The sequence below is a fragment of the Novipirellula caenicola genome (assembly GCF_039545035.1).
GTDB lineage: Bacteria > Planctomycetota > Planctomycetia > Pirellulales > Pirellulaceae > Novipirellula > Novipirellula caenicola.
Genome location: NZ_BAABRO010000002.1, coordinates 651,501 through 672,197 on the forward strand (window position 1 = coordinate 651,501; position 20,697 = coordinate 672,197).

The following is a 20,697-nucleotide window of genomic DNA, read 5'->3' on the forward strand; positions in this document are numbered from 1 at the left end:
GAGTTGAAGTAATAGCGAGTCACTAGGGTTTGTACGAGCCACACGGATTAGAGACGCTGGTCGTGTTATGCGGAAAATAACAGCGGCACCGAATCGCGTTGCCGCTGTCGCAAACCCATCAGCCCGAGTTTCAGTCTCGGGCCTCATTAATCACAGCCATTTCTATTCTGAGGCTGCCATTCAAATCGCTAGCTTCCCGAAAACACGTACTCGCCGTCCTGGAAATCGACTCGCACCGTGGTGCCTTCGGGATACGAACTTTTCAGCAGCGCGCTGGCCAATCGGTTCTGAACCTCGTTCTGGATCACGCGTTTCAGCGGCCGTGCACCGTACACCGGATCGTATCCCACCGATGCGATCTCATCGATCGCTGCTTCGGACACGTCCAATCGCAAACCATTCTGCTCGAGTCGAGTTCCTAGCGCTCGCAGCTGCAGCTTAACAATCTGACGAATCTCTTGGCGATTGAGCGGCTTGAAGATGACGATGTCGTCGATTCGATTCAAAAACTCTGGCAAAAACCGTGCACGCAGCGATTCTTGAACCGCTTCCTGCATCTCTTGCTCGTCGCCACCTTGTTCGGTGACCTGTTGAATCACTTGGCTACCCGCGTTGCTAGTCATCACGATGACGGAATTCGAAAAATCGACGGTGCGTCCATGACCATCGGTCAACCGGCCATCGTCAAGCACTTGCAACAGGATGTTAAACACGTCCGGGTGCGCTTTCTCCATCTCGTCAAGCAAGACGACTCCGTAGGGACGTCGCCGAACCGCTTCGGTCAACTTGCCTCCTTCTTCGTAACCGACGTATCCCGGAGGGGCGCCGATCAAACGCGCAACGCTGTGCCGCTCCATAAACTCGCTCATGTCAATTCGCACCATCGCTTGTTCATCATCGAACATCACTTCGGCGAGCGCTTTACATAATTCGGTTTTACCGACTCCGGTGGGCCCGAGGAACAGGAACGAACCGATCGGACGATTCGGGTCTTGCAACCCACTACGGCTACGCCGCACGGCGTCCGAGACAGATTTCACCGCTTCGTCTTGACCGATCACGCGTTGATGAAGCCGTTCTTCCATGACCAACAATTTCGCACGTTCGGTTTCAAGCATCCGGCTCAGTGGGACTCCGGTCCACGCGCTGACCACTTCAGCAATCTCTTCCTCGGTGACATCATGGCGCAATAGCCGACGTTTATCCTCGTGGCTCTCGACGTCCTCTTTGGGAACCGCATCGCGTTGTTCGGCGTCATCGAGTTTGGATTGCAATTCGGTCAAACGAGCGCGGACCTCGAGCATCTCGCGATAAACATCTTCGGGACTTTCGCCACGCAATTGTTTTTGTTTGGCTTCCGAATCCAGTGTGGTAAAACGATGCTCGAGTCGCTCGACCTCTTGACGCACCGATTGAACGTCGTCGAGTCCCATTTTTTCCGCATCCCACTGCTCACGCAGACTCGCCAATTCATGGTTCAGTGATTCCATCTCACTTTCCACTTCTTCGCGTTTCTCCACTGCGGATTCTTCGGTTTCATCGACAAGTTGCCGATGGGCGAGTTCGAGTTGACGCAAACGACGCTGCAGTCGATCGATTGGCTCGGGCACACTTTCTTTTTCCATCGCCAAACGGCTGGCTGCTTCGTCGACCAAGTCGATCGCCTTGTCCGGCAAAAAACGATCGGCGATGTAGCGGTTGGATAGATTCGCAGCGGCCACCAACGCGCTATCGGTGATCCGAACGCCGTGGTGCGATTCATAGCGAGATTTCAGACCTCGCAAAATCGCAATCGTGTCGTCGACCGTCGGTTCACCAACGTAAACCGGTTGGAAACGACGTTCTAGCGCGGCATCCTTTTCGATGTTCTGACGATACTCGTCCAGCGTCGTCGCTCCGATGCATCGCAACACACCGCGGGCGAGTTCCGGCTTTAGCAGGTTCGCCGCGTCCGGCGATCCTTCGGCTTTGCCGGCGCCGACGACAAGATGCAATTCATCAATGAACAAGATCACTTGTCCATTGGCATCTTTGACCTCGCGGAGCACGGCTTTGAGTCGTTCTTCGAAGTCGCCTCGAAATTTGGCTCCGGCGACCAACGCCCCCATATCGAGCGAAATGACTCGTTTGTCTTTAAGACTTTGCGGAACATCGCCTTCAAAAATACGCAGCGCCAAGCCTTCGGCGATCGCGGTTTTCCCCACCCCAGGCTGGCCGATCAGAACAGGGTTGTTTTTGGTTCGTCGCGACAAAACTTGAATCACACGTCGAATTTCGTTGTCACGGCCGATCACCGGATCCAACGTCCCCTTGGCCGCCAACTGCGTCAGATCGATTCCGTATTTTTCAAGCGCCTGGTAAGTGTCTTCGGCGTTTTGATCGGTCACACGCGCCGAGCCGCGCACTTCGCTCATCGCTTTGAGCACGTCGGCGTCGTCGACGCCGATCAGTTTCAACAGGTTGTTCGCCTTGCTCTCGACTTTGGCGATCCCAAGCAACAGATGCTCGGTGCTGACGTATTCGTCTTTCAATTGTGCCGCCACATCGGCTGCGGCGTCGAAGGTGCGCTGCAACGCGGGCGATATCCCGGGTTGGCGACCACCGGAAACCGACGGCACTTTGCCCAATTCGCTTTGCACCAACTCCTTTAGCTTACCGGCATCGGCGTTCATCTTCTTTAGCATCGGTCGCGTGATGCCATCGCTTTCGTCTAACATCGCGGCCAATAGATGCAGCGGCAAAATCTCAGGATTTCCAGACGATGCGGCCTGGGCCTGGGCCTCCGCTACCAGCGATTGTGCCTTCGTGGTGAGCTTATCAAATCGAAACGCCATGACAGAAAACTCCTCAACTATAGAAGCAGCACCACATCTTGCTCCAGCGTGGATCGCAGGTTGTGGCCGGGGGAGGATCCCAACACGCATCCCCCCCAAGAATGAACGTGTGCTAAGCAATGAGCGGTTGAACACTGCCGTAGCTGATTTCGTCGAGCACCGCGGCTCAATGCCAGAGCTACTTTGCTAAGCGGGTGTGTTTTTATAGCGATGCGGCAAAAGACCGCTCGGTCGGATTCGAACGTATTACTCGCTGCTTACTCGCTGCAACCGGGCGGCCTTTGCCGCATTGTCACGGAAGTAGATGCCATTGCGCCATCGCCGGATCAAAATCCTTTGGCAGGCATTTTTTTGCTAAATTTGTTTTGGCTTGGATAGCGGGTGAGCCCTACGCGGAGGGCTTCACCCGCTATTGATGTTGGAACATTCGCTGAGTCAAACTCAGCGAGTTCGCTTAGTCTTTGACAGATCGTTTAGTCTTTGACTTCGAAATCGGCATCGATTGCGTCGTCATCTTCGCTCGACGCCGCCGCGGCACCGGAAGCTTTAGCACCGCCGTCACCGGCCGCAGGGCCAGCCGCTTCGGTCTTTTCATACAGCACTTTGCTGAACGCTTGCGAAGCGGCATCCAACTCTTCGGTCGCCTGCTTGATCGCAGCCGTATCGGAACCTTCGGCAGCCGTCTTGACCTTTTCGATCGCCTTGTTCATCGGTTCGGTATCCGAATCACTCAGCTTGTCCTTGTTTTCGGTCATCAGTTTTTCAAGTTGATAAACCTGCTGATGTGCTTTGTTCTTCGCTTCGACCAACTCGAATTGACGCTTGTCTTCTTCGGCGTTGGTTTCGGCATCCTTTCGCATTTGCTCGATCTCGTCTTCGCCGAGCGCTCCCGCTTCCTTGATTTGCACCGAAGCCTCTTTACCGGTCTTCAGCTCTTTCGCGGAAACCGCAAGGATACCGTTTTGGTCAATGTCGAATTTGACTTCGATCTGAGGAACGCCACGGGGTTGCGGCGGGATGCCTTCGAGATTGAACTCGCCGAGCAAACGGTTGCTCGCCGCCATCTTGCGTTCCCCTTGGAACACGCGAACGGTGACGGCCGTTTGGTTGTCCGCCGCGGTGCTGAAGACATTCTTCTTTTCCACCGGGATCGTGGTATTTCGCTCGACCAACGGTGTCATCACACCGCCTTCGGTTTCGATACCAAGCGTCAACGGGGTCACGTCCAACAACAACACGTCGGTTCGTTCGCCCGCCAACACGCTACCTTGGATCGCGGCGCCCACGGCAACCACTTCATCCGGGTTCACGCCTTGGTGAGGCTCTTTGCCGAAGATCTCTTTGACGATCTGGCGGACCTTAGGCACACGGGTGCTACCACCGACCAAAACGATTTCGTCGATGTCACTTGGCTTCATGCCGGCGTCTTCGAGCGCTTGCAAAACCGGTTTCTTACACTGTTCGACCAAATGATCGATTAACTCTTCGAACTTGCTGCGAGTGATCTTCATCGTCAAGTGCTTCGGCCCCGACTGATCCATCGTGATAAACGGCAGATTGATGTCGGTTTCTGGTAGCGAACTAAGCTCTTTCTTGGCCTTTTCACACGCTTCTTGCAACCGTTGCAGCGCCATCGGATCGTTACGCAAATCGATTGCGTTGTCCTTTTTGAACTCGTCGGCAACGTAGTTAATCAAGGTTTCGTCAAAGTCATCGCCCCCGAGGTGGGTGTTCCCCGAAGTACTGACCACTTGGAAGACGCGGCTCTCTTGCTCTTCGTCACCGCTGTCGGCAACTTCCAGAACCGAAACGTCAAACGTACCGCCCCCAAGGTCAAAAACGATGATCTTTTCGTCTTTCTTCTTGTCCAACCCGTAAGCCAATGCTGCGGCGGTCGGCTCGTTGATGATCCGAGCGACTTCCAAGCCCGCGATCTGACCAGCGTCTTTGGTGGCTTGACGTTGTGCGTCGTTAAAGTAGGCCGGAACGGTGATTACGGCCTTGTTGACCTTGTGACCGAGGTAAGACTCGGCCGACTCTTTGAGCTTGCGAAGGACCTTGGCCGAGATTTCTTGTGGCGTGTACTCTTTGTCGCCAACTTTGATTTTGACGTATTCCGATGCGGCACCGGTCACGCCGTAGGGAACCATCTTTTCTTCGGATTCCACTTCATTGTGACGGCGGCCCATGAAGCGTTTGGCCGAATACACGGTGCGTTTAGGGTTGGTGACCGCTTGGCGACGTGCAGGTTCGCCCACAATGGTGTCTTCTTTGTCCGTAAACGCGACGACACTGGGGGTCAAGCGGTTTCCTTCAGGGTTCGGAATGACCTTCGGTTCGCTGCCTTCCATGACCGCAACCACGCTGTTGGTGGTGCCGAGGTCGATGCCGATAATCTTTTCGCCTTGAGCCATTACTAAATTCTCCTGTCTCTCGATTCGTTCGTTTGTCGCGTCAACCGATTCGGTTTAGGTGACAAGTTTCAATTGGATAGGTTGGGTCATTGCCCCACTGGATCTGGTTGTCGATTCGTCAGCTTGAGGCGAGACGATCGGTAGATTGGCAAAGCCTGTGCCGAACTGGCGTCTAAGCCCCCAGTTTTTTCTTGGCAGCCAAGAAAAGCCCGGTTTTTCTCGCTAAACTCGTTTTTCCAGTCGACGACATCGACTCGAACCGAGTAATTTCTGGCAGACGCCTCGTGATCGACTCGATCCAGTTTTCGGGGCGGTGTCAAAATGACAGTATTCGAATTGCTTTCAAGCGTTGCCACGCTCTTCCTGCGAACCCCTCACACCTCATGCCAAATCCGAACCAAGACCAGATCGATGCAATCGACCGCGACATCCTCAGGCTGGTGGACCAACGAGCCGCGTTGGTGATCCAGGGTGCCCAAGCGAGCAAACCCAACATGCAAGCGTCCAACACCGGGCCGGTTGCGTTGTCGAGTCATCAAATCGATCGACTGATCGCTGCGATGGGTGATCTGGGGGCGTCGCCAAACGCGATCCCGGCTCAATCCAAACGTGATATTTTGCGTCACATCGCCAGCGTTTGTCTTGCCGCAGTCCAGCCGATCCGCGTGGCCTTTCTTGGTCCCGAGTACAGCTACAGCCACTTGGCGTCACTGAAGTACTTTGGCCAAGCCGCCGATTTTGCCCCCCTGAATTCGATCCCCGCGGTGTTTGAAGCGGTCTCACGCGGCGATCTGGCGACCGGAGTGGTTCCGATCGAAAACAGCACCGATGGCGGCATCGTCGATACGCTTGGCATGTTCATTCGATTGCAGATGCAGATTTGTGGCGAAGTGGTGCTGCCGATCCATCACAATCTGCTTTCCGCATCGCCGCGTGAATCGATCAGCGAAATTCATAGTAAACCGCAAGCGCTTTCGCAGTGCCGCGGCTATCTGGCGACGCATTATCCGCGAGCTCGTTTGGTCGAAACGACCAGCACCACTGCGGCGGCGCAGGCCGCGTCGGAACAACCCGGCGTGGCGGCGGTCGCCAGCCTCGAAGCAGGCCGGCAATATAACTTGGAAGTGCTCGGGGCCAGCATCGAAGACAACCCCAACAATGTCACCCGATTTGCCGTGCTGGGCAAAGACCGGCCTCAACGGACCGGGGACGACAAGACCTCGCTGCTGTTTCAAATCAATCATCAACCTGGTGCACTCGCCGACGTGATGATGATTTTCAAGACCAACCAATTGAACATGACCTGGATCGAATCGTTTCCCTGTCCTGAAACTCGCAACGAGTACTTGTTCTTTGTCGAATTGAGCGGCCACCGTGACGACGAATCGGTAGCCGATGCGATCGCCACCCTATCCAAGCAAGCCAAGCGACTCGATGTGTTAGGGTCGTATCCCAAAGCACAAAACGTCGAATAGACTTCCTGCAATGTGGGATAGGCTTCCGGTCTGTCATCCGCCCCAATCCGCCAGTCCGCATTCTCTCCTTTACAGCATTCTCTCCTTTTTCCGCATCCTCCACCCTCTATCGATGAACTCATCTCGCGTGATCCAGGCGACCGGAATCGACGATCCTCGGATTGCCATCTATCGCGACTTGCGTCATCGCGAGTTATCGAAAAACGGCAACCACTTTGTTGTCGAAGGCAATTGGGTGGTCCGCCGCTTGATCGAAAGCGATTACGAAATCGAATCGATCTTGGTCCAGCAGCACCGCAGCGACGAGTACGCTCAAATCGTCCCTGCCGAGGTGCCGATCTACACGCTTTCGGATACCGACATCTCTCAATTGATTGGGTTCGAGTTCCACCGTGGCGTCTTGGCGTGTGGAGTGCGCCCGCAGATTGCGACGATCGACGATTTCATTGCACTTCCCGAGATCCCGAAACTCAGCGTGGCGCTGCTGGGGGTATCGGAACCAGAGAACGTCGGCAGTATCTTTCGCAGTGCCGCCGCGTTGGGCATCGACCACCTCTTCGTCGATCGAAAAACCATTGATCCATTCCACCGGCGAGTGATTCGAGTCAGCATGGCCGCAGTATTCAAACATCGTCTGTTTCGGCTAGACGATCCGCTGAGCGATCTACAGCGACTGACGACAAGCACCGCGATTCGCACGATCGCATCGACGCTGCAACCGCCCGCCACCCGCTTAAAGGATCTCGACGTCAACAGCCAACCCGCACTGCTGATCGTCGGCAACGAAGCCAGCGGCGTGGACACCGCCATTCAAAGATTTGCGTCGGACCGCGTCACCATCCCGATGCAACTAGGAACGGACAGTCTGAATGTCGCCGTCGCCACCGCGATCCTGATGCACGCTTTGGCCGACCCGAATGCGTTGGCCGACCCGGATACTGCATAAGTGGGCAACGAAGTCCATTCTCGCGTCATTTGCGGTCAATCAAGTTCAGACCCTTTCTCGAAAACGAGACCGTCACCGGACGCTTTGTTTTCGCTAAACCTGCTTGAACCGAAACGTATGTTCCGGCAAACGGATGTTGGAGTTTGCTTTCGCCAATGCGGCGTACAGCTTGCCTCGGCTGTAGTTGTAGTTCTGCAAGATCGGAATCCGTTCGCCCGATTTCATCAGCATCGTGATCTTGCTGACCCCGACATGTTTCTCGTGAGTTTGACTGATCTCGACAATTTCCTTGACCGAAACACAGAACGAAGCTTTCTCGGAAAGGGGATCGGCGATTTCAAAATGGTCGGCGTCCACCGCTATTTTGAAAGTCCCATCTTGAATCCAAAACAAAACCGCAAAAACGAGTAGACCGAGTTCAACGATCGGCAAGGCAATATTCATCCAATAAAACAACTGCTCGCCTGCCTCGCTTGGCTGAATGAACTTGCGAGCGGCCAGATACATCGCAAGCAGTACCACCATATTGACCACAAGCAGCATCGCAGTCCGCCGCTGTCTTTTTTCGTACCGATAGAAATGGCTCATGATGATATTAGGCTGGTGAAAGAGTTTAGTTTGAGACGGGGGCTTCACACGAAACGGCGAACAGATCTTTAGGAATTGAACTCACTCCTGTCACCCCGCCCAACATCGACCTCTTTAAAAAAGATTCAGACCGATCGTATTCCGTTCTTTTCAATCGTGATGACTCTTTGTTTATACAGGGCACCGATCGTTTTTTTGAACTGCCCTTTGCTCATCCCGAACAGTTCAGAGATTTGAGCAGGAGGAGACTTGTCATGAACCGGCGCGAATCCGTTGTGATCGCGTAAGTAATCTTGAATGACTTGACTGTAGTTGTCGCGGATTTCCTGACCACTTTTCAGGCTCAAGTCAATTTTGCCGTCCTTGCGAATCTGTTTGATATAGCCTTGGATGCTTTGACCAAAACTGAGTCGTCGATTGACTTCGTCTTTGTACAGCAATCCCCAATAGCTTTGATCCACAATCGCTTTGAAGCCCAATTCGGTGCTGTTTGCGATAATCAAATCGACCTTTTGCTGCGGATGAAAATCGTGCTCATCGTCTTCCAGCACGACTTTATCAATCTTTGAAGTCGCCGCGATCCGATCTTGGTTATCAAGATACAAGTAGACAATGTAGGATTTACCCACGATCATCGGCCGATGCTGTTCCGCAAACGGGACCAAGACATCTTTGTCCAATCCCCAGTCCAAGAACGCACCGATCGAAGTATTGTCTTTGACCTTTAGATACGCGAATTCGCCAACCTCCGCTTTCGGAGTTTGAGTGGTCGCGATGGGGCGATCTTCCGAGTCCAAGTAGAGGAAGACTTCGACCGTATCACCAACATTCAAATCGTCCGGAGCATGTTTTGCAGGGAGCAGAATCTCACCTAGATTTTCGGCGTCCAAAAAGAACCCGAATTCGGTGTCTTTGACCACCTCGAGAGAATACGTGCTGCCGATTTGAATCATGGCTTCAATGTTTTTCGCGGATGCAGGGACAACGTGATTGGTCGAGTTCATCCATCGCAGACAAACCGCCTCACACTAGCCGCCGAGCCTTTCTGAAGATTGCTCCCAAGCTATCCATGCTAGTCTATCGCCCAAAGCCGTCCTTGACGATCTGCCGACTCGGCTAGGTTAGATCCAGACGGCACTCGAGCCTGCATTAAAACGCAACGCGGTGAAGCGTTTTTTACCATGACTTGCCATGAGTTTCGCGAAGCACACGCCATTGGTGAACATTTTGATGGACTCCGCTTCGCTAAATCCCCCCCTCTTCAGCGAAGCCACTTCGCAGCGCTGACCAAAACGCTGACCAAAACGTTTACGAATTCAGCCAGACGTCGCTCGCTCGCATTCTTGTCTTCATGATGCACACTGCGATGCCGATTGGCACAGCGTGTGCATTCATCTTTTTGCAACCCGCAAAACACATGCGAAAAATCCTCGCCGCCACACCTGCCTGAGGACATCATGAACCACTTTGATAACGCAAAAATCCTTGTTCCGTATGACTTCTCGCAATTCTCGCTTCCGGCGGTTGAAACGGCGATGAAGATCGCCAGCAAGAACGAGAACATCACGGTATTACACGTCGTTGAACCCGTTCCACTGTACGGCTATTCCGCAGACAACGGTATCGAACTTGGCGGTGGAGGTTTTGGAATGCCCAACGCGGGTCTCGCCGCCGAAATCGACGGAGACCACCAGCAGCGTGCCTTAAAAATGTTGCAGGCAGAGTTCAACGACGATGCTCATCACGGATTGAATTACGAAACGGTTGTCAACGAACCGGCTCACGGCATCACCGACTTTGCCCAACAAAATGGTTTCGATCTGATCGTGCTGCCATCGCACGGACGCACCGGGATCACGCGGCTGTTGATTGGCTCGACCGCCGAGCGGGTGGTCCGTTTGGCTCACTGTCCCGTGCTGGTATTGCGGGACTGACGACGAGTCAATTCCGGCCAAGATTGCGATAATTGCACCTCGGCATTCTCAAACCGCCCCCTCGCTCTGAATTGTTGCTAGCGACCGCCGCCACGTACAATAGAGTTAGCGATCCCCATTCACAATCCAATCGCTGCGGCTAAGAAAGTGAGAAAACGAAATGTTTCACAAATCCAAGTTAGAGCATTTTGGAGACCAGTTTCCGCAGGATGCGACCGGCTACGTGCCCGCCAAAGGCGACTGTTGGCGGCAGATGCAATTTGATCATGCCGATATGGATCCCAATGCCGAAGGAATTTCAGAAGAGGAAAAGAAGCGTCGTCTCGAGTACCTCGACACGGTGTGGTGGCCTAAGGTTTTAGAGAAGGTTCACGCCGAACGACAGCGGCTTGAATCCGAGCACGGAGAAACGTTCATCAAACGTTGGCATCAAGCTGTCAGTCGCTCACCGGAACAATCGCACGGTTTTGGAAACGGTTAGCGAGACACCATGTCACACGTGTGCGATTCATCACACGACAAACTTCGTCATCCTTTGTCGGTCCGATGGAAGCCAATTTCCAAGTTGGATGAATGTAATGTCAACATTGCTTCACAATCATCGCATCTGTTGGCATACCTAGAGCCTCAACATGACGAGAGAGTATCGAACGGGATTGATCGCGTGGGGATCGTCGTAGGAAGAACGCATGGAAACGCTGAATGAACGCCTATGGCATCGAACGCCTGCGGACGAAGTCGTTGAATTGCTGAAAAGCGATTCCAATCGTGGATTGGATCGTTTCGAAATTGAGGCGAGGCAACGGGAATATGGTCCCAATTCGCTTCCCGCTCGCAGCGGTCCTGGTCCGTTGGTCCGCTTTCTGATTCAGTTTCATCAACCGCTGCTTTACATTCTGTTGATCGCCGCCGTGATCACGGCGTTATTGGACGAGTGGGTTGATGCATCGGTCATTTTCGGCGTCGTGCTGGTCAACGCCATCATCGGCTATTTGCAAGAATCCAAAGCCGCCAAAGCGCTCGAGGCATTAGCCAGGACGACATTGACCGAAGCACGCGTGATTCGATCGGGAGAGACGCGAAACATCCCATCGACCGAATTGGTGCCCGGTGATGTGGTGTTGCTGCAATCCGGCGACAAAGTTCCCGCGGATTTACGATTGCTGAGGTCGCGAGATTTGCAGGTGGATGAGTCGGCGTTAACCGGCGAGTCGGTACCGGTCGAAAAAAAGGCGATTGACCTGCAGCTAGAAACACCGCTGGCCGAACGCCGCAACATGGCTTACGCGTCGACCCTTGTGACGTACGGCCAAGGCCGCGGCGTGGTGGTCGCGACCGCAGGCAACACCGAGGTCGGCCGCATCTCGGAACTCATTTCGCTGGCGGATGTACTCGAGACGCCTCTGACACGAAAAATCGCCAAATTCAGCCGCCTGCTGTTGGTCGTGATTCTGTTGTTGGCTGCCGTCACCTTCATCGTCGGCGTGTCGCGGGGGCAAGCGAAATTCGAGATGTTTATGGCGGCGGTCGCGTTGGCGGTCGGTGCGATCCCCGAAGGCTTGCCTGCCGCAGTCACGATTACGCTGGCGATCGGTGTGTCGCGAATGGCTCGACGCCGCGCGATCATCCGCAAATTGCCAGCGGTAGAAACACTCGGCAGCACCACGGTCGTTTGTTCGGATAAAACAGGCACCTTGACGGTAAACCAGATGACGGTGCTGGAAATCTGGTCGGCGGGACAGCAATTGAGGACATCGGGAAGCGGTTACGAACCCGACGGACGCATCGAAGTCGGTGGCGAGGATCACGCCGAAGTGTTGGCCAGTCCCGCGGTGCGTCATTGTCTACAGGCTGGCATCCAATGCAACGACTCGCAATTGATCAACACCGAATCGGGATGGAAGGTTCAAGGCGATCCGACCGAGGGTGCATTGATCGCCGTCGCAGGCAAAGCGGGATTGGATGGCAGCCAACTCGAAGCCGAATCGCCTCGCTTGGACACGATTCCATTCGAATCCCAGCACCAATACATGGCGACGCTACACGAGAATGTGGCGGGTCAGCCGCGGCACTTGTACGTCAAAGGAGCGGTGGAAGTCCTGCTGTCGAAGTGCCCGCTGGCCATGACGCGATCGGGAGAGACCGGTCCGCTGGACGTCGCGTTGGTGCATCGGCAAGTCGAAGCAATGGCCGCGAAAGGGCTGCGAGTGCTGGCGTTTGCAGGCAAGCCGTTGCCACCAACCACCAACGAAATTCGCCACGAAGACACCTGTGACCTCGTTTTCTATGGACTGCAGGGCATGATCGATCCGCCACGGAGCGAAGCGATCGCCGCGATCAAAGCCTGCCAAACCGCCGGCATCCGGGTGAAAATGATCACCGGCGATCACGCCAAAACGGCGCAAGCGATTGCAATTCAACTTGGGCTTGATGGCGTGCACCAAGACAACGAGCAGGCTCCGATCGTCAAGACCGCCAATGACCTGGCAAAGACAAGCGACCAACAGCTGATCGAGATAGCCGATCAAGTGGCGGTGTTCGCGCGAGCCACCCCCGAGCTGAAATTGCGTCTCGTTCGCGCCTTGCAGGCCAACGGACACATTGTCGCGATGACTGGTGACGGCGTTAACGATGCGCCGGCGCTGAAACAAGCCGACATCGGGGTCGCCATGGGGATCACGGGGACCGAAGTCGCCAAAGAAGCCGCCGATATGGTGTTGACCGACGACAATTTTGCCTCGATCAAAGCGGCGGTCGAAGAAGGCCGAGGTGTGTTCGACAATCTGACCAAGTTCATCGTCTGGACGCTGCCCACCAACATGGGCGAAGGGCTGGTGATCTTGGCAGCAATCTTTGTCGGCGTGGCGCTGCCGATCTTGCCGGTCCAAATTCTGTGGGTCAACATGACCACCGCGGTCTTATTGGGATTGATGTTAGCGTTTGAGCCCAAAGAAGACGACATCATGACGCGCGCCCCCCGCGATCCGCAGGCTCCGATCTTAACCGGCGATTTGATTGGCCGAATCGTCTTGGTCGCCTTGGTCATGTTGGTAGGCGCCTTTGGCTCGTTCGAATGGGCGATCGGACGAGGCTATAGCGAGACGGTCGCGCGTACCATCGCGGTGAACGTGTTTGTGATGGTCGAAGTCATTTATTTATTCAACTGTCGCTCGTTAACGAAATCGATGTTCGAACTCGGCGTCATGTCCAACCGCTGGATCGGTCTCGGCGTCGCCACCATGGTGGTACTGCAGATCGCGTTCACTCATCTGCCAGTGATGAATCGCATTTTTCACAGCGCACCGATTGGCTGGGATGCGTGGTGGCGAATCCTGCTCACCGGATTGGCGACTTACATGATTGTCGGGTTTGAGAAATGGTTGCGGCGAAAACTTCGCAGCCGCGCGAGCGCGAAAAATGCGTCCATGTCGGAGCGTCCCATGAACACCTTGGACCCGTCCTGATTGGGGTCTTATTTTGCTGTGATCCCAATGCAACAAGGATCGTGCGATAAGGATGACAAGATGACCAGCGCCCCCATTTCCATGCCACCGCAGCCCAGGTGTCTCCAGCGGCGCAGCACGCGCCGCTAATCAAACTTCGATGGCATTGCCCACAGCGTATCCCGACAGCACCTACTTGCCTTCGAATTAGATTAGCGCTAAACTAAATTTAACAGTTGGGCTAATTTCTTTTGACAGGCGGAAGTGTTGGCGAAGAAGGGTCAGAAACGGTCGACCGAAAAATGGCGTGAATTGGGTACGATCCAAGAAACGGTAGTGGTCGATTTGCGTCGGACCGACGATCAGTTCCAGTATCATTTCGGACGACTGTTTCGCGAATACGGACTGACCGAACCGCAATACAACGTGCTGCGGATCCTTCGCGCCGCCGGTGAGCCGCTGCCCTCGCTCGAAGTCGCCGCTCGGTTAATCGCAATCACGCCCGCGATCACCAACCTGCTCGACAAGCTTGAGAAAAAGAAACTGATTGCACGCAAACGCTGCAATCAAGATCGGCGAGTGTGGTTTATCTCGATTACGGCCAGCGGCAGCAAACTGCTTGCAAAAATGGACGAACCCGTTGCAGCACTTCATCAAAGTGTTTGTGAAGGCATGACCGAAGCAGAGTGCAAACGACTCGTGGCGTTATTGGCCAAAGCACGTTCATCACCATTAATTGCAGAGCAGAAACCAAATTGACCACTCTGAAGCAACAAACCGATGCGCAGTTTGCGAAAACGCGTCAAGCTAAACCAGGGTTCGCCCAAGAGATTGACACCTTACTCGCGAAGGCTCGAGATTTCCAAGAAGGCGGCGAGGCGATCGCCGTGGGGCAACCAGCACCGGCGTTTGCGTTGCCCGACGCCCATGGCAAAACGGTTGCCCTTTCCGATCTGCTGGCCGACGGCCCGGTGGTTCTGATGTTTTACCGCGGAAGCTGGTGTCCTTACTGCAATCTGCAGCTCAAGGCGATGCAAGCTCGCGTGCCGGAGATCCGTGATCTCGGAGCGCAGATGGTTGCAATCAGCCCTCAAGCCCCCGATGGCTCGCTGACGAAAACTGAGCATGATGAGCTTGGATTTACGGTGCTGTCCGACCAAGACGCCCGTGTTGCCGCGACGTATGGTGTGGCATGGCAAGTCCCCGAGCTGATTCTTGATCACATGCGAAACGACCGCGGCCTTGATTTGGCAGAAATCAACAACGGCAACGGCAGCATGTTGCCGATCCCCGCCACGTTTGTGCTCTCACGCGATGGCGTCGTGGCTTGGCAATACGCCAATGTCGACTACCGTACTCGAGCGGAACCCGACGAGGTGATTGCGGCGCTACAAACGTTAGCGTAATTCATAGCCGACGCCGTAAGCGGCATGCAGTGATCGCGGCTTCTCGCGGATAAACACGCGAGGAAAAAAATCGAGCAGAAACGCGAACTCGGTGAGTCCAGGATTGTGGATCGGAGGTCGAATATCGATCAGAATGGGGTGCTGCCCGTTCGCCCCTTTCCCCACCGCATCCATGTTTATGCGATGCCCTCCTGATCCCCCGCTATCCCCCGCTCGAGTCTCTCGCAATGAATCACAACCGCCGCCACTTCCTGGCTCAATCCGCTGCTGCCGCAATCGGCGTTTCATCGGGCATTCGTCTCGGCGCCGCGTTCGCCGGCGACACCCAACCCAAACGCATCCTGCTTCGATCATCGTGGCAGACCGTCAATATCGGCGATATCGCTCACACGCCCGGTTTGCTGCGAATCCTCGAAACGCATCTTCCCGATGCCGAGATCGTCCTGTGCCCAAGCAATGTCGATAACGGGGTAGAAGCGTTATTGCGATCGCGGTTTCCAAAATTGGAAATCGCCAAAAAGGGATCCCGCCAGCTCGCTGAAGCCTATCAAACATGTGACTTCTTGTTGCACGGTTCAGGGGCGTCACTCGTGGCAGAAAAGGACGTTCGTGATTGGCGTGAAAAAACGGGCAAGCCGTACGGTATCTACGGGATCACCCTGCCGCCGAAGATGTCACACGCCACCACAGCGACGTCGGCGAGCTCGCTACAGAAAACGGTTGACATTCTCAGCGGGGCGAGTTTTGTCTATTTCCGCGATTCGAAATCGCTTGCGTTCGCACGACAACTCGGGGTGAAAAGTCCGGTGATGGAGTTTGGGCCGGATGCGGCCTTTGCCTGCGATTTACGTGACGACGAAAAAGCAGAAGCATTCTTGCAGAAACACGATCTTGAAGCCGGCAAATTTCTTTGCTGCATTCCGCGGCTTCGCTATACCCCGTACTGGACGATCAAAGAGAATTCAAAATTCGATCCCGTTAAACACCGACGCAACGAGATGATGAAGGAGCACGATCACGCGCCACTTCGCGAAGCAATCATCAAAATCGTCAAGCAAACCGACCTGAAGGTACTGGTTTGCCCCGAGGATCGCACGCAAATGCAAGTTGGCAAAGAAATGATTTACGACAAATTGCCACCGGCGATCTTATCGCGAATCGCGTGGCGGCCCGACTACTGGTTGACTGGCGAAGCGATCAGCACGTATATCCGCAGTGCGGGACTGTTTGGCAACGAAATGCATTCTCCGATCATGTGCATCGGGCACGGAGTCCCTGCCATCGTCTGCCGATTCGAAGAACAGACCAGCAAGGGCTGGATGTGGGAGGACATTGGGCTGGGCGATTGGCTGTTTGATCTGGACGACGAACCACGCCGGCAACAGCTTCCAGCGACAGTCTTGGAAATGGCGAAGAACCCAGCGGCGGCAAAAGAAAAAGCTGCCCAGGCACGCAAATTCGTCGAAAAACGGCAGCGTGAAACAATGCAACAACTAAGCCGTGTGTTGGGGTAAGTCTGCATCGTGGTTAAGGCGGGGATAGGGCAAGATATTTAAATTGTTAGGGGAGACTCGAAATGCTTCCGATTGATTCGCGTGGATGAAATGCATGGCGTGCTTTGCGAATGACTCGTTTTGCCACGGGGGGCGAACGCAGTGCCGGTTGGGGCTGCGCGGGCGTCGCCGCAGTGGCTATGATGCATGAACTTGTTTCCTCACCGCAATGACTTGCTACCTCCGTCGGATCCGATGAAAACAACGGTAACTCACCTCTTCGCCATCTTTCTGTGCATTCTATTCTGCAGCCTGATTCGCCCAGGCGATTGCGTGGGCGAAGAGACCGCGACATCACCCAAACCGGAACGCCCCACTTCGCCTCTGCCGCTAATAATCCAACCTGCTTCGCCTGATTCGCGAACCCATCTTCACAATCTATTTCAATTGACCGAGCGGATTTATTCGGGGGCTCAACCCGAGGACGAGGCGGCATTTGCAGAGATTGCCAAAATGGGGATTCGCACGATCGTCAGCGTCGATGGGGCACGGCCTGATGTGGAAGCCGCCCAGCGTGCGGGACTGCGTTACGTGCATATTCCGATCGGCTACGACGGGCTGGGCTCGAACGCGAGCGAATCGATCGTCAACCTTGTCAAAACGGCCGAGGGTCCGTTTTACATTCATTGTCATCACGGCAAACATCGTGGCCCCACCGCAGCCGCCATCGCCTGCATCGCCGATGGTTCGGCCGACCGTGAATCGGCAATGGACATTCTGGAAAAAGCGGGCACAAGCCATCGCTACCCGGGATTATGGCGAGACGTCAAATCCTTTGAGATACCCGCCCATGACAAGCCACTGCCGCCGCTGGTTCCGATCGCTCCGATCAACTCGATGGCGTCACTGATGGTGGCCATCGATCAAGCAAACGAACATCTCAGCCAGTTTGCCGAACAGGACTGGACACGACTCGAATCGCACCCGGACCTACGCCCCGCGGCAGAAGCTGCACTGCTTCGCGAATGTTTCCGAGAATCCGTGCGACTAAGATCGAAATCCAAACCTGAGGGTGCGGAACATCACGACGCGGAACCATACGACGACGCCTACTGGCGGCAAATGCTTGCGGCTGAAAACGTCGCGGCCGACCTCGAAAACGCAATCCGAAGCAACGACCACGCCGCAGCCAATCGTCACCTCCATCGAATGGGCACCCTATGCACCAAGTGCCATGATCAGTATCGCAATTAACACGGCAGCGCCACTCGCAGCGTGGCTGGTGAGTCATTGAGCCGCGACGCGTAAGCGGCCGGGTCTCACGCATCACCCGGTGCCTTACGACACTCGGGTCAAGATGCTCCGCTACAAACATCTGCCACCTCCGCCGAGGCAAGCTCTAGGCGGAAGAATGGTTCACACAATCCGGATTTGCTGCGAGTCCACGCCACGAGAGGGCGTGGACTCTAATGATTACGTCGACAACCTTAGTTTGACGCTTCCGGCGTGGCAGGCAATTCGCGGATCGAAACGCTACGGAATTCAACCGGATCATTGTGACCGGCGAAACCAAAGTAACCTGTCTTACGATCCTTGCCGGGATGCGGTCGCCCTGCCATGAATTCGGTGACATCCGCCACGTCGGCGTCGAGAATCACGTTGCCGTTTAGCTCGACCTTGATTCGGCTACCGTTGACGGTCACCTCTTGGAAATTCCATTGGCCGGTTTCTCGCAAATAACCACGTTTTGCTGCGATCATTCCGTAGACGCTGCCGTGATATTGACGGGGGTCAAGCTTGGCGTACTTGGGATGCTCGTTATCAAGCACTTGCAACTCGGTCATCGCTTGATAAGCGGCATCACCGGTAAGCGGCGAGCGAATTGCCAAGCCGTTGTTTCCACCGGGTGGCAAACGGAATTCAACACGAGCAACGAAGTTGCTGTATTGGTCGTCGGTCAACAACAAACCACCGTGGCCGGCTTTACAGCGGATCGCACCGTCAACGACTTCGTAGTTATCAACGGCACCTTGCCACCCGTCCAGATTTTCGCCGTTGAAGAGCGACTTGAAGGAATCGTTGTCTTGGCGGCTGAGGATTTCGTTTGCTTCGTCACCACTGAACTCGCGGACGAAGAGATTACGCCAGCGGATTTCGCCACCGTGGGTTTGCAATTGAATCGGGCCCTCTACTGCCAGCGGCGATTTGCGATCCCAATAGTTTTCCATGATCGCATTGTCGACGACCTTTTCGCCGTTGAGCCAAACACTGGTGCGGGCACCAATTTGGCGAATTTTGAACGAGTTCCACTCGCCAAACGGCTTGTCGGCTAACTTGGCCGGGTCCTTGCCTGGGGCGCCGGGGCTGTTGTTCCAAAGTCCACCGCTGCCCAGTCCTGCACCGATTTTGAACTTGGCTTCTTCGGTCGAGTCCCAAATTTGAACTTGAGGGGTGCCTTTCAAATAGATGCCACTGTCGGCGCGAGGCACGGTCTTGTATTCAAGCAACAACTCGTAGTCACGAAAGTTGTCGTTCGTGGTCAGGTAGGGCCCTTTGCCGTCATTGACCAATTCACCGTTTTCGATCGTCCAGTGCTGCTTGGCTTCGGTCATCCACTGCGTTAGCTTCGCGTCTCGCTCCTCGGCTGGCATATTAGCCAACTCGGTGGGGTTGAAGTGAGGACGAGCTTGCCAACCGTCAAGGGTCTTGCCATCGAAGATCGCACGATAACCTTCTGGAGGGGCTTCGGCTTGTACAACGCCGTTTGCAAACAACGTCAGCAGGGTCAAGGCAAGCGAGGCAAACGTTTTTTTCATGGGTGGGGTCCTGGGAGGGAAGTAAAAGGCTGGAAGCCAACAGTCTAATTCAATTACGCAAAAAAATGTCGCTCCGATGCATTTGAAGCTGCAAAGATTCCTTGGTTACCCCAAAAAATTCGCAGCCCACGACAACGCTACGATTGCGAAACCGCAGCGGCGTCCGACAAAGGGGACGTGCGAGTTTAACTACAAACGCAGCACTGCAAACCTGCGTGGAAAAGGGGGGCGCGATGAAGCCCCTAGTGACCGACTAAGGACGCCAGCTTGTCTTTTGCAGCTCCTGAGTCGATGGTTTGCGCTGCCTTGGCGACTCCGTCACGGATGTCGTTGGCGGCCCCCACCAAGACAAGTGCTGCGGCAGTCCCGGCCAACACGGCGTCGCGGCAAGGGCCTGGTTCCCCAGCAAAAACGCGGCGAATAATTTCGGCACTTTCATTGGGATCGGCTGCGGACAATGCATCACGGCTGGCCGGTTGAAGCCCAAAATCGTCGGGCGTCCATTGATATTGTTCACTCGTCGAGGATTGCACATCGATGACATGCGTTGCCCCGTCGAGTGAAACTTCGTCTTGCCCGTCGGCGCCATGCACGACAAAGGTGCGGGTGGTTCCCAAGGCTCCAATCGCGGCAGCCACCATCGATTGTGTTTCCGGAGTCGAGGTTCCCAGCAATTGGTGGGTCGCTCCGGCGGGATTACAGAGGGGGCCGAGCAAGTTGAACAGCGTTTTAACCCCTAATTGTCGCCGCACTCCGATCACATGCCGCATTGCCGGATGCAACTTGGCTGCAAAACAGAAACAAATGCCGTCACGATCCAACCGCTGGGCGACCGACTCGGCGTCGCATTCGATCGGCACTCCCAAAACTTCGAGCACGTCAGCTGATCCCGTCAAACTTGTCGCGCGACGATTTCCATGTTTGGCAACGGCCACACCGGCGGCTGCAGCAACAATTGCCACGGCGGTACTGATATTGAACGTCCCGCTGCCGCTGCCGCCCGTTCCACAGGTGTCCAGCAACACTGGGTGAGAATGCGGAATTCGCGTCATGTGACGACGCATCGCACGCGAAGCCCCCACCAACTCGCTGACCGATTCCCCTTTTTCCTTCAGTGCAAGCAATAAATTTGCGACGTCTCGCTCCTCCGCTTCGCCCCGCAGCATCGCATCAATCAACTCGCTGGTTTGATCTTCGTCCAAATCGATCCCGGAATTAGCTTGTACGATTGCGGCCTGAAAAAGTGATGCCATGGCGAAGTTTGAGGGTTCAACCAAAAAGAGGGGAGGAAGAGAATTGAAGTGACGTCAAGTTTATACTGGGTTTCGTTGCCATGATACGATATCCT

Annotated in this window: 16 protein-coding genes; 9 read left to right on the forward strand and 7 right to left on the reverse strand. The window is 54.9% G+C overall.

Annotated elements, in window-relative coordinates:
* Nucleotides 1-188: 188 nt before the first annotated feature.
* Nucleotides 189-2,834 carry an ATP-dependent chaperone ClpB gene (gene clpB / locus ABEA92_RS06445; protein WP_345682984.1) on the reverse strand — a complete coding sequence of 882 codons (2,646 nt, stop codon included), beginning with the start codon at nt 2,832-2,834 and terminating at the stop codon, nt 189-191.
* A gap of 473 nt (nt 2,835-3,307) precedes the next feature.
* On the reverse strand, nt 3,308-5,248 hold the full coding sequence (gene dnaK / locus ABEA92_RS06450) for a molecular chaperone DnaK (protein WP_345682985.1): 1,941 nt from the start codon (nt 5,246-5,248) through the stop codon (nt 3,308-3,310).
* A 383-nt stretch (nt 5,249-5,631) separates the two neighbouring features.
* On the opposite strand from dnaK, the gene pheA reads away from it, so the two are divergent.
* Nucleotides 5,632-6,723 carry a prephenate dehydratase gene (gene pheA, locus ABEA92_RS06455; protein ID WP_345682986.1) on the forward strand — a complete coding sequence of 364 codons (1,092 nt, stop codon included), beginning with the start codon at nt 5,632-5,634 and terminating at the stop codon, nt 6,721-6,723.
* A 112-nt stretch (nt 6,724-6,835) separates the two neighbouring features.
* The gene (locus ABEA92_RS06460; protein WP_345682987.1) at nt 6,836-7,669 is read left to right on the forward strand and encodes a TrmH family RNA methyltransferase; all 834 of its coding nucleotides are present in this window, start codon (nt 6,836-6,838) and stop codon (nt 7,667-7,669) included.
* Between the two features lie 93 nt (nt 7,670-7,762).
* Here ABEA92_RS06460 and ABEA92_RS06465 read toward each other — a convergent pair whose 3' ends face one another.
* Together ABEA92_RS06465 and ABEA92_RS06470 are read right to left on the reverse strand one after the other, a co-directional pair.
* Nucleotides 7,763-8,257: a hypothetical protein gene (locus tag ABEA92_RS06465; RefSeq protein ID WP_345682988.1), complete on the reverse strand. Its 495-nt coding sequence runs from the start codon at nt 8,255-8,257 to the stop codon at nt 7,763-7,765.
* 125 nt (nt 8,258-8,382) lie between these two features.
* A complete protein-coding gene (locus ABEA92_RS06470) occupies nt 8,383-9,261 on the reverse strand; it encodes a CvfB family protein (RefSeq protein WP_345682989.1) in 879 nt (292 codons plus the stop codon).
* A 453-nt stretch (nt 9,262-9,714) separates the two neighbouring features.
* Between ABEA92_RS06470 and ABEA92_RS06475 the strand changes: the two genes are divergently transcribed.
* The 5 genes from ABEA92_RS06475 to ABEA92_RS06495 all read left to right on the forward strand — a co-directional run bounded on the left by ABEA92_RS06475 (nt 9,715) and on the right by ABEA92_RS06495 (nt 15,040).
* Nucleotides 9,715-10,191: a universal stress protein gene (locus ABEA92_RS06475; protein ID WP_345682990.1), complete on the forward strand. Its 477-nt coding sequence runs from the start codon at nt 9,715-9,717 to the stop codon at nt 10,189-10,191.
* A gap of 160 nt (nt 10,192-10,351) precedes the next feature.
* Complete coding sequence (locus tag ABEA92_RS06480) at nt 10,352-10,672, forward strand: hypothetical protein (RefSeq protein ID WP_345682991.1); 321 nt, start codon at nt 10,352-10,354, stop codon at nt 10,670-10,672.
* Nucleotides 10,673-10,880: 208 nt separating this feature from the next.
* Nucleotides 10,881-13,655 carry a cation-transporting P-type ATPase gene (locus tag ABEA92_RS06485; RefSeq protein ID WP_345682992.1) on the forward strand — a complete coding sequence of 925 codons (2,775 nt, stop codon included), beginning with the start codon at nt 10,881-10,883 and terminating at the stop codon, nt 13,653-13,655.
* Between the two features lie 243 nt (nt 13,656-13,898).
* Complete coding sequence (locus ABEA92_RS06490) at nt 13,899-14,393, forward strand: MarR family winged helix-turn-helix transcriptional regulator (RefSeq protein ID WP_345682993.1); 495 nt, start codon at nt 13,899-13,901, stop codon at nt 14,391-14,393.
* Nucleotides 14,390-15,040 carry a peroxiredoxin-like family protein gene (locus ABEA92_RS06495; protein ID WP_345682994.1) on the forward strand — a complete coding sequence of 217 codons (651 nt, stop codon included), beginning with the start codon at nt 14,390-14,392 and terminating at the stop codon, nt 15,038-15,040. Before ABEA92_RS06490 ends, ABEA92_RS06495 begins: the two co-directional genes overlap by 4 nt.
* On the opposite strand, the gene ABEA92_RS06500 is transcribed toward ABEA92_RS06495, so the two are convergent.
* A complete protein-coding gene (locus ABEA92_RS06500; protein WP_345682995.1) occupies nt 15,032-15,214 on the reverse strand; it encodes a hypothetical protein in 183 nt (60 codons plus the stop codon). The genes ABEA92_RS06495 and ABEA92_RS06500 overlap by 9 nt on opposite strands.
* 53 nt (nt 15,215-15,267) lie before the next feature.
* On the opposite strand from ABEA92_RS06500, the gene ABEA92_RS06505 reads away from it, so the two are divergent.
* Nucleotides 15,268-16,554, forward strand: a complete 1,287-nt coding sequence (locus ABEA92_RS06505; RefSeq protein ID WP_345682996.1) for a polysaccharide pyruvyl transferase family protein — start codon at nt 15,268-15,270, stop codon at nt 16,552-16,554.
* Between the two features lie 186 nt (nt 16,555-16,740).
* Nucleotides 16,741-17,787, forward strand: a complete 1,047-nt coding sequence (locus ABEA92_RS06510) for a phosphatase domain-containing putative toxin (RefSeq protein WP_345682997.1) — start codon at nt 16,741-16,743, stop codon at nt 17,785-17,787.
* Nucleotides 17,788-18,020: 233 nt separating this feature from the next.
* On the opposite strand, the gene ABEA92_RS06515 is transcribed toward ABEA92_RS06510, so the two are convergent.
* Together ABEA92_RS06515 and trpD are read right to left on the reverse strand one after the other, a co-directional pair.
* On the reverse strand, nt 18,021-19,349 hold the full coding sequence (locus tag ABEA92_RS06515; RefSeq protein WP_345682998.1) for a 3-keto-disaccharide hydrolase: 1,329 nt from the start codon (nt 19,347-19,349) through the stop codon (nt 18,021-18,023).
* A 242-nt stretch (nt 19,350-19,591) separates the two neighbouring features.
* The gene (gene trpD / locus ABEA92_RS06520; RefSeq protein WP_345682999.1) at nt 19,592-20,602 is read right to left on the reverse strand and encodes an anthranilate phosphoribosyltransferase; all 1,011 of its coding nucleotides are present in this window, start codon (nt 20,600-20,602) and stop codon (nt 19,592-19,594) included.
* Between the last annotated feature and the right edge of the window lie 95 nt (nt 20,603-20,697).

What these genes read in the sequence shown, in the direction of transcription:
- trpD (WP_345682999.1), bottom strand. Translation starts at nt 20,602, where the DNA reads ATGGCATCACTTTTTCAGGCCGCAATCGTACAAGCTAATTCCGGGATC.
- ABEA92_RS06515 (WP_345682998.1), bottom strand. Translation starts at nt 19,349, where the DNA reads ATGAAAAAAACGTTTGCCTCGCTTGCCTTGACCCTGCTGACGTTGTTT.
- dnaK (WP_345682985.1), bottom strand. Translation starts at nt 5,248, where the DNA reads ATGGCTCAAGGCGAAAAGATTATCGGCATCGACCTCGGCACCACCAAC.
- ABEA92_RS06465 (WP_345682988.1), bottom strand. Translation starts at nt 8,257, where the DNA reads ATGAGCCATTTCTATCGGTACGAAAAAAGACAGCGGCGGACTGCGATG.
- ABEA92_RS06505 (WP_345682996.1), top strand. Translation starts at nt 15,268, where the DNA reads ATGAATCACAACCGCCGCCACTTCCTGGCTCAATCCGCTGCTGCCGCA.
- ABEA92_RS06500 (WP_345682995.1), bottom strand. Translation starts at nt 15,214, where the DNA reads ATGGATGCGGTGGGGAAAGGGGCGAACGGGCAGCACCCCATTCTGATC.
- ABEA92_RS06470 (WP_345682989.1), bottom strand. Translation starts at nt 9,261, where the DNA reads ATGAACTCGACCAATCACGTTGTCCCTGCATCCGCGAAAAACATTGAA.
- ABEA92_RS06485 (WP_345682992.1), top strand. Translation starts at nt 10,881, where the DNA reads ATGGAAACGCTGAATGAACGCCTATGGCATCGAACGCCTGCGGACGAA.
- clpB (WP_345682984.1), bottom strand. Translation starts at nt 2,834, where the DNA reads ATGGCGTTTCGATTTGATAAGCTCACCACGAAGGCACAATCGCTGGTA.
- pheA (WP_345682986.1), top strand. Translation starts at nt 5,632, where the DNA reads ATGCCAAATCCGAACCAAGACCAGATCGATGCAATCGACCGCGACATC.
- ABEA92_RS06475 (WP_345682990.1), top strand. Translation starts at nt 9,715, where the DNA reads ATGAACCACTTTGATAACGCAAAAATCCTTGTTCCGTATGACTTCTCG.
- ABEA92_RS06510 (WP_345682997.1), top strand. Translation starts at nt 16,741, where the DNA reads ATGAACTTGTTTCCTCACCGCAATGACTTGCTACCTCCGTCGGATCCG.
- ABEA92_RS06460 (WP_345682987.1), top strand. Translation starts at nt 6,836, where the DNA reads ATGAACTCATCTCGCGTGATCCAGGCGACCGGAATCGACGATCCTCGG.
- ABEA92_RS06480 (WP_345682991.1), top strand. Translation starts at nt 10,352, where the DNA reads ATGTTTCACAAATCCAAGTTAGAGCATTTTGGAGACCAGTTTCCGCAG.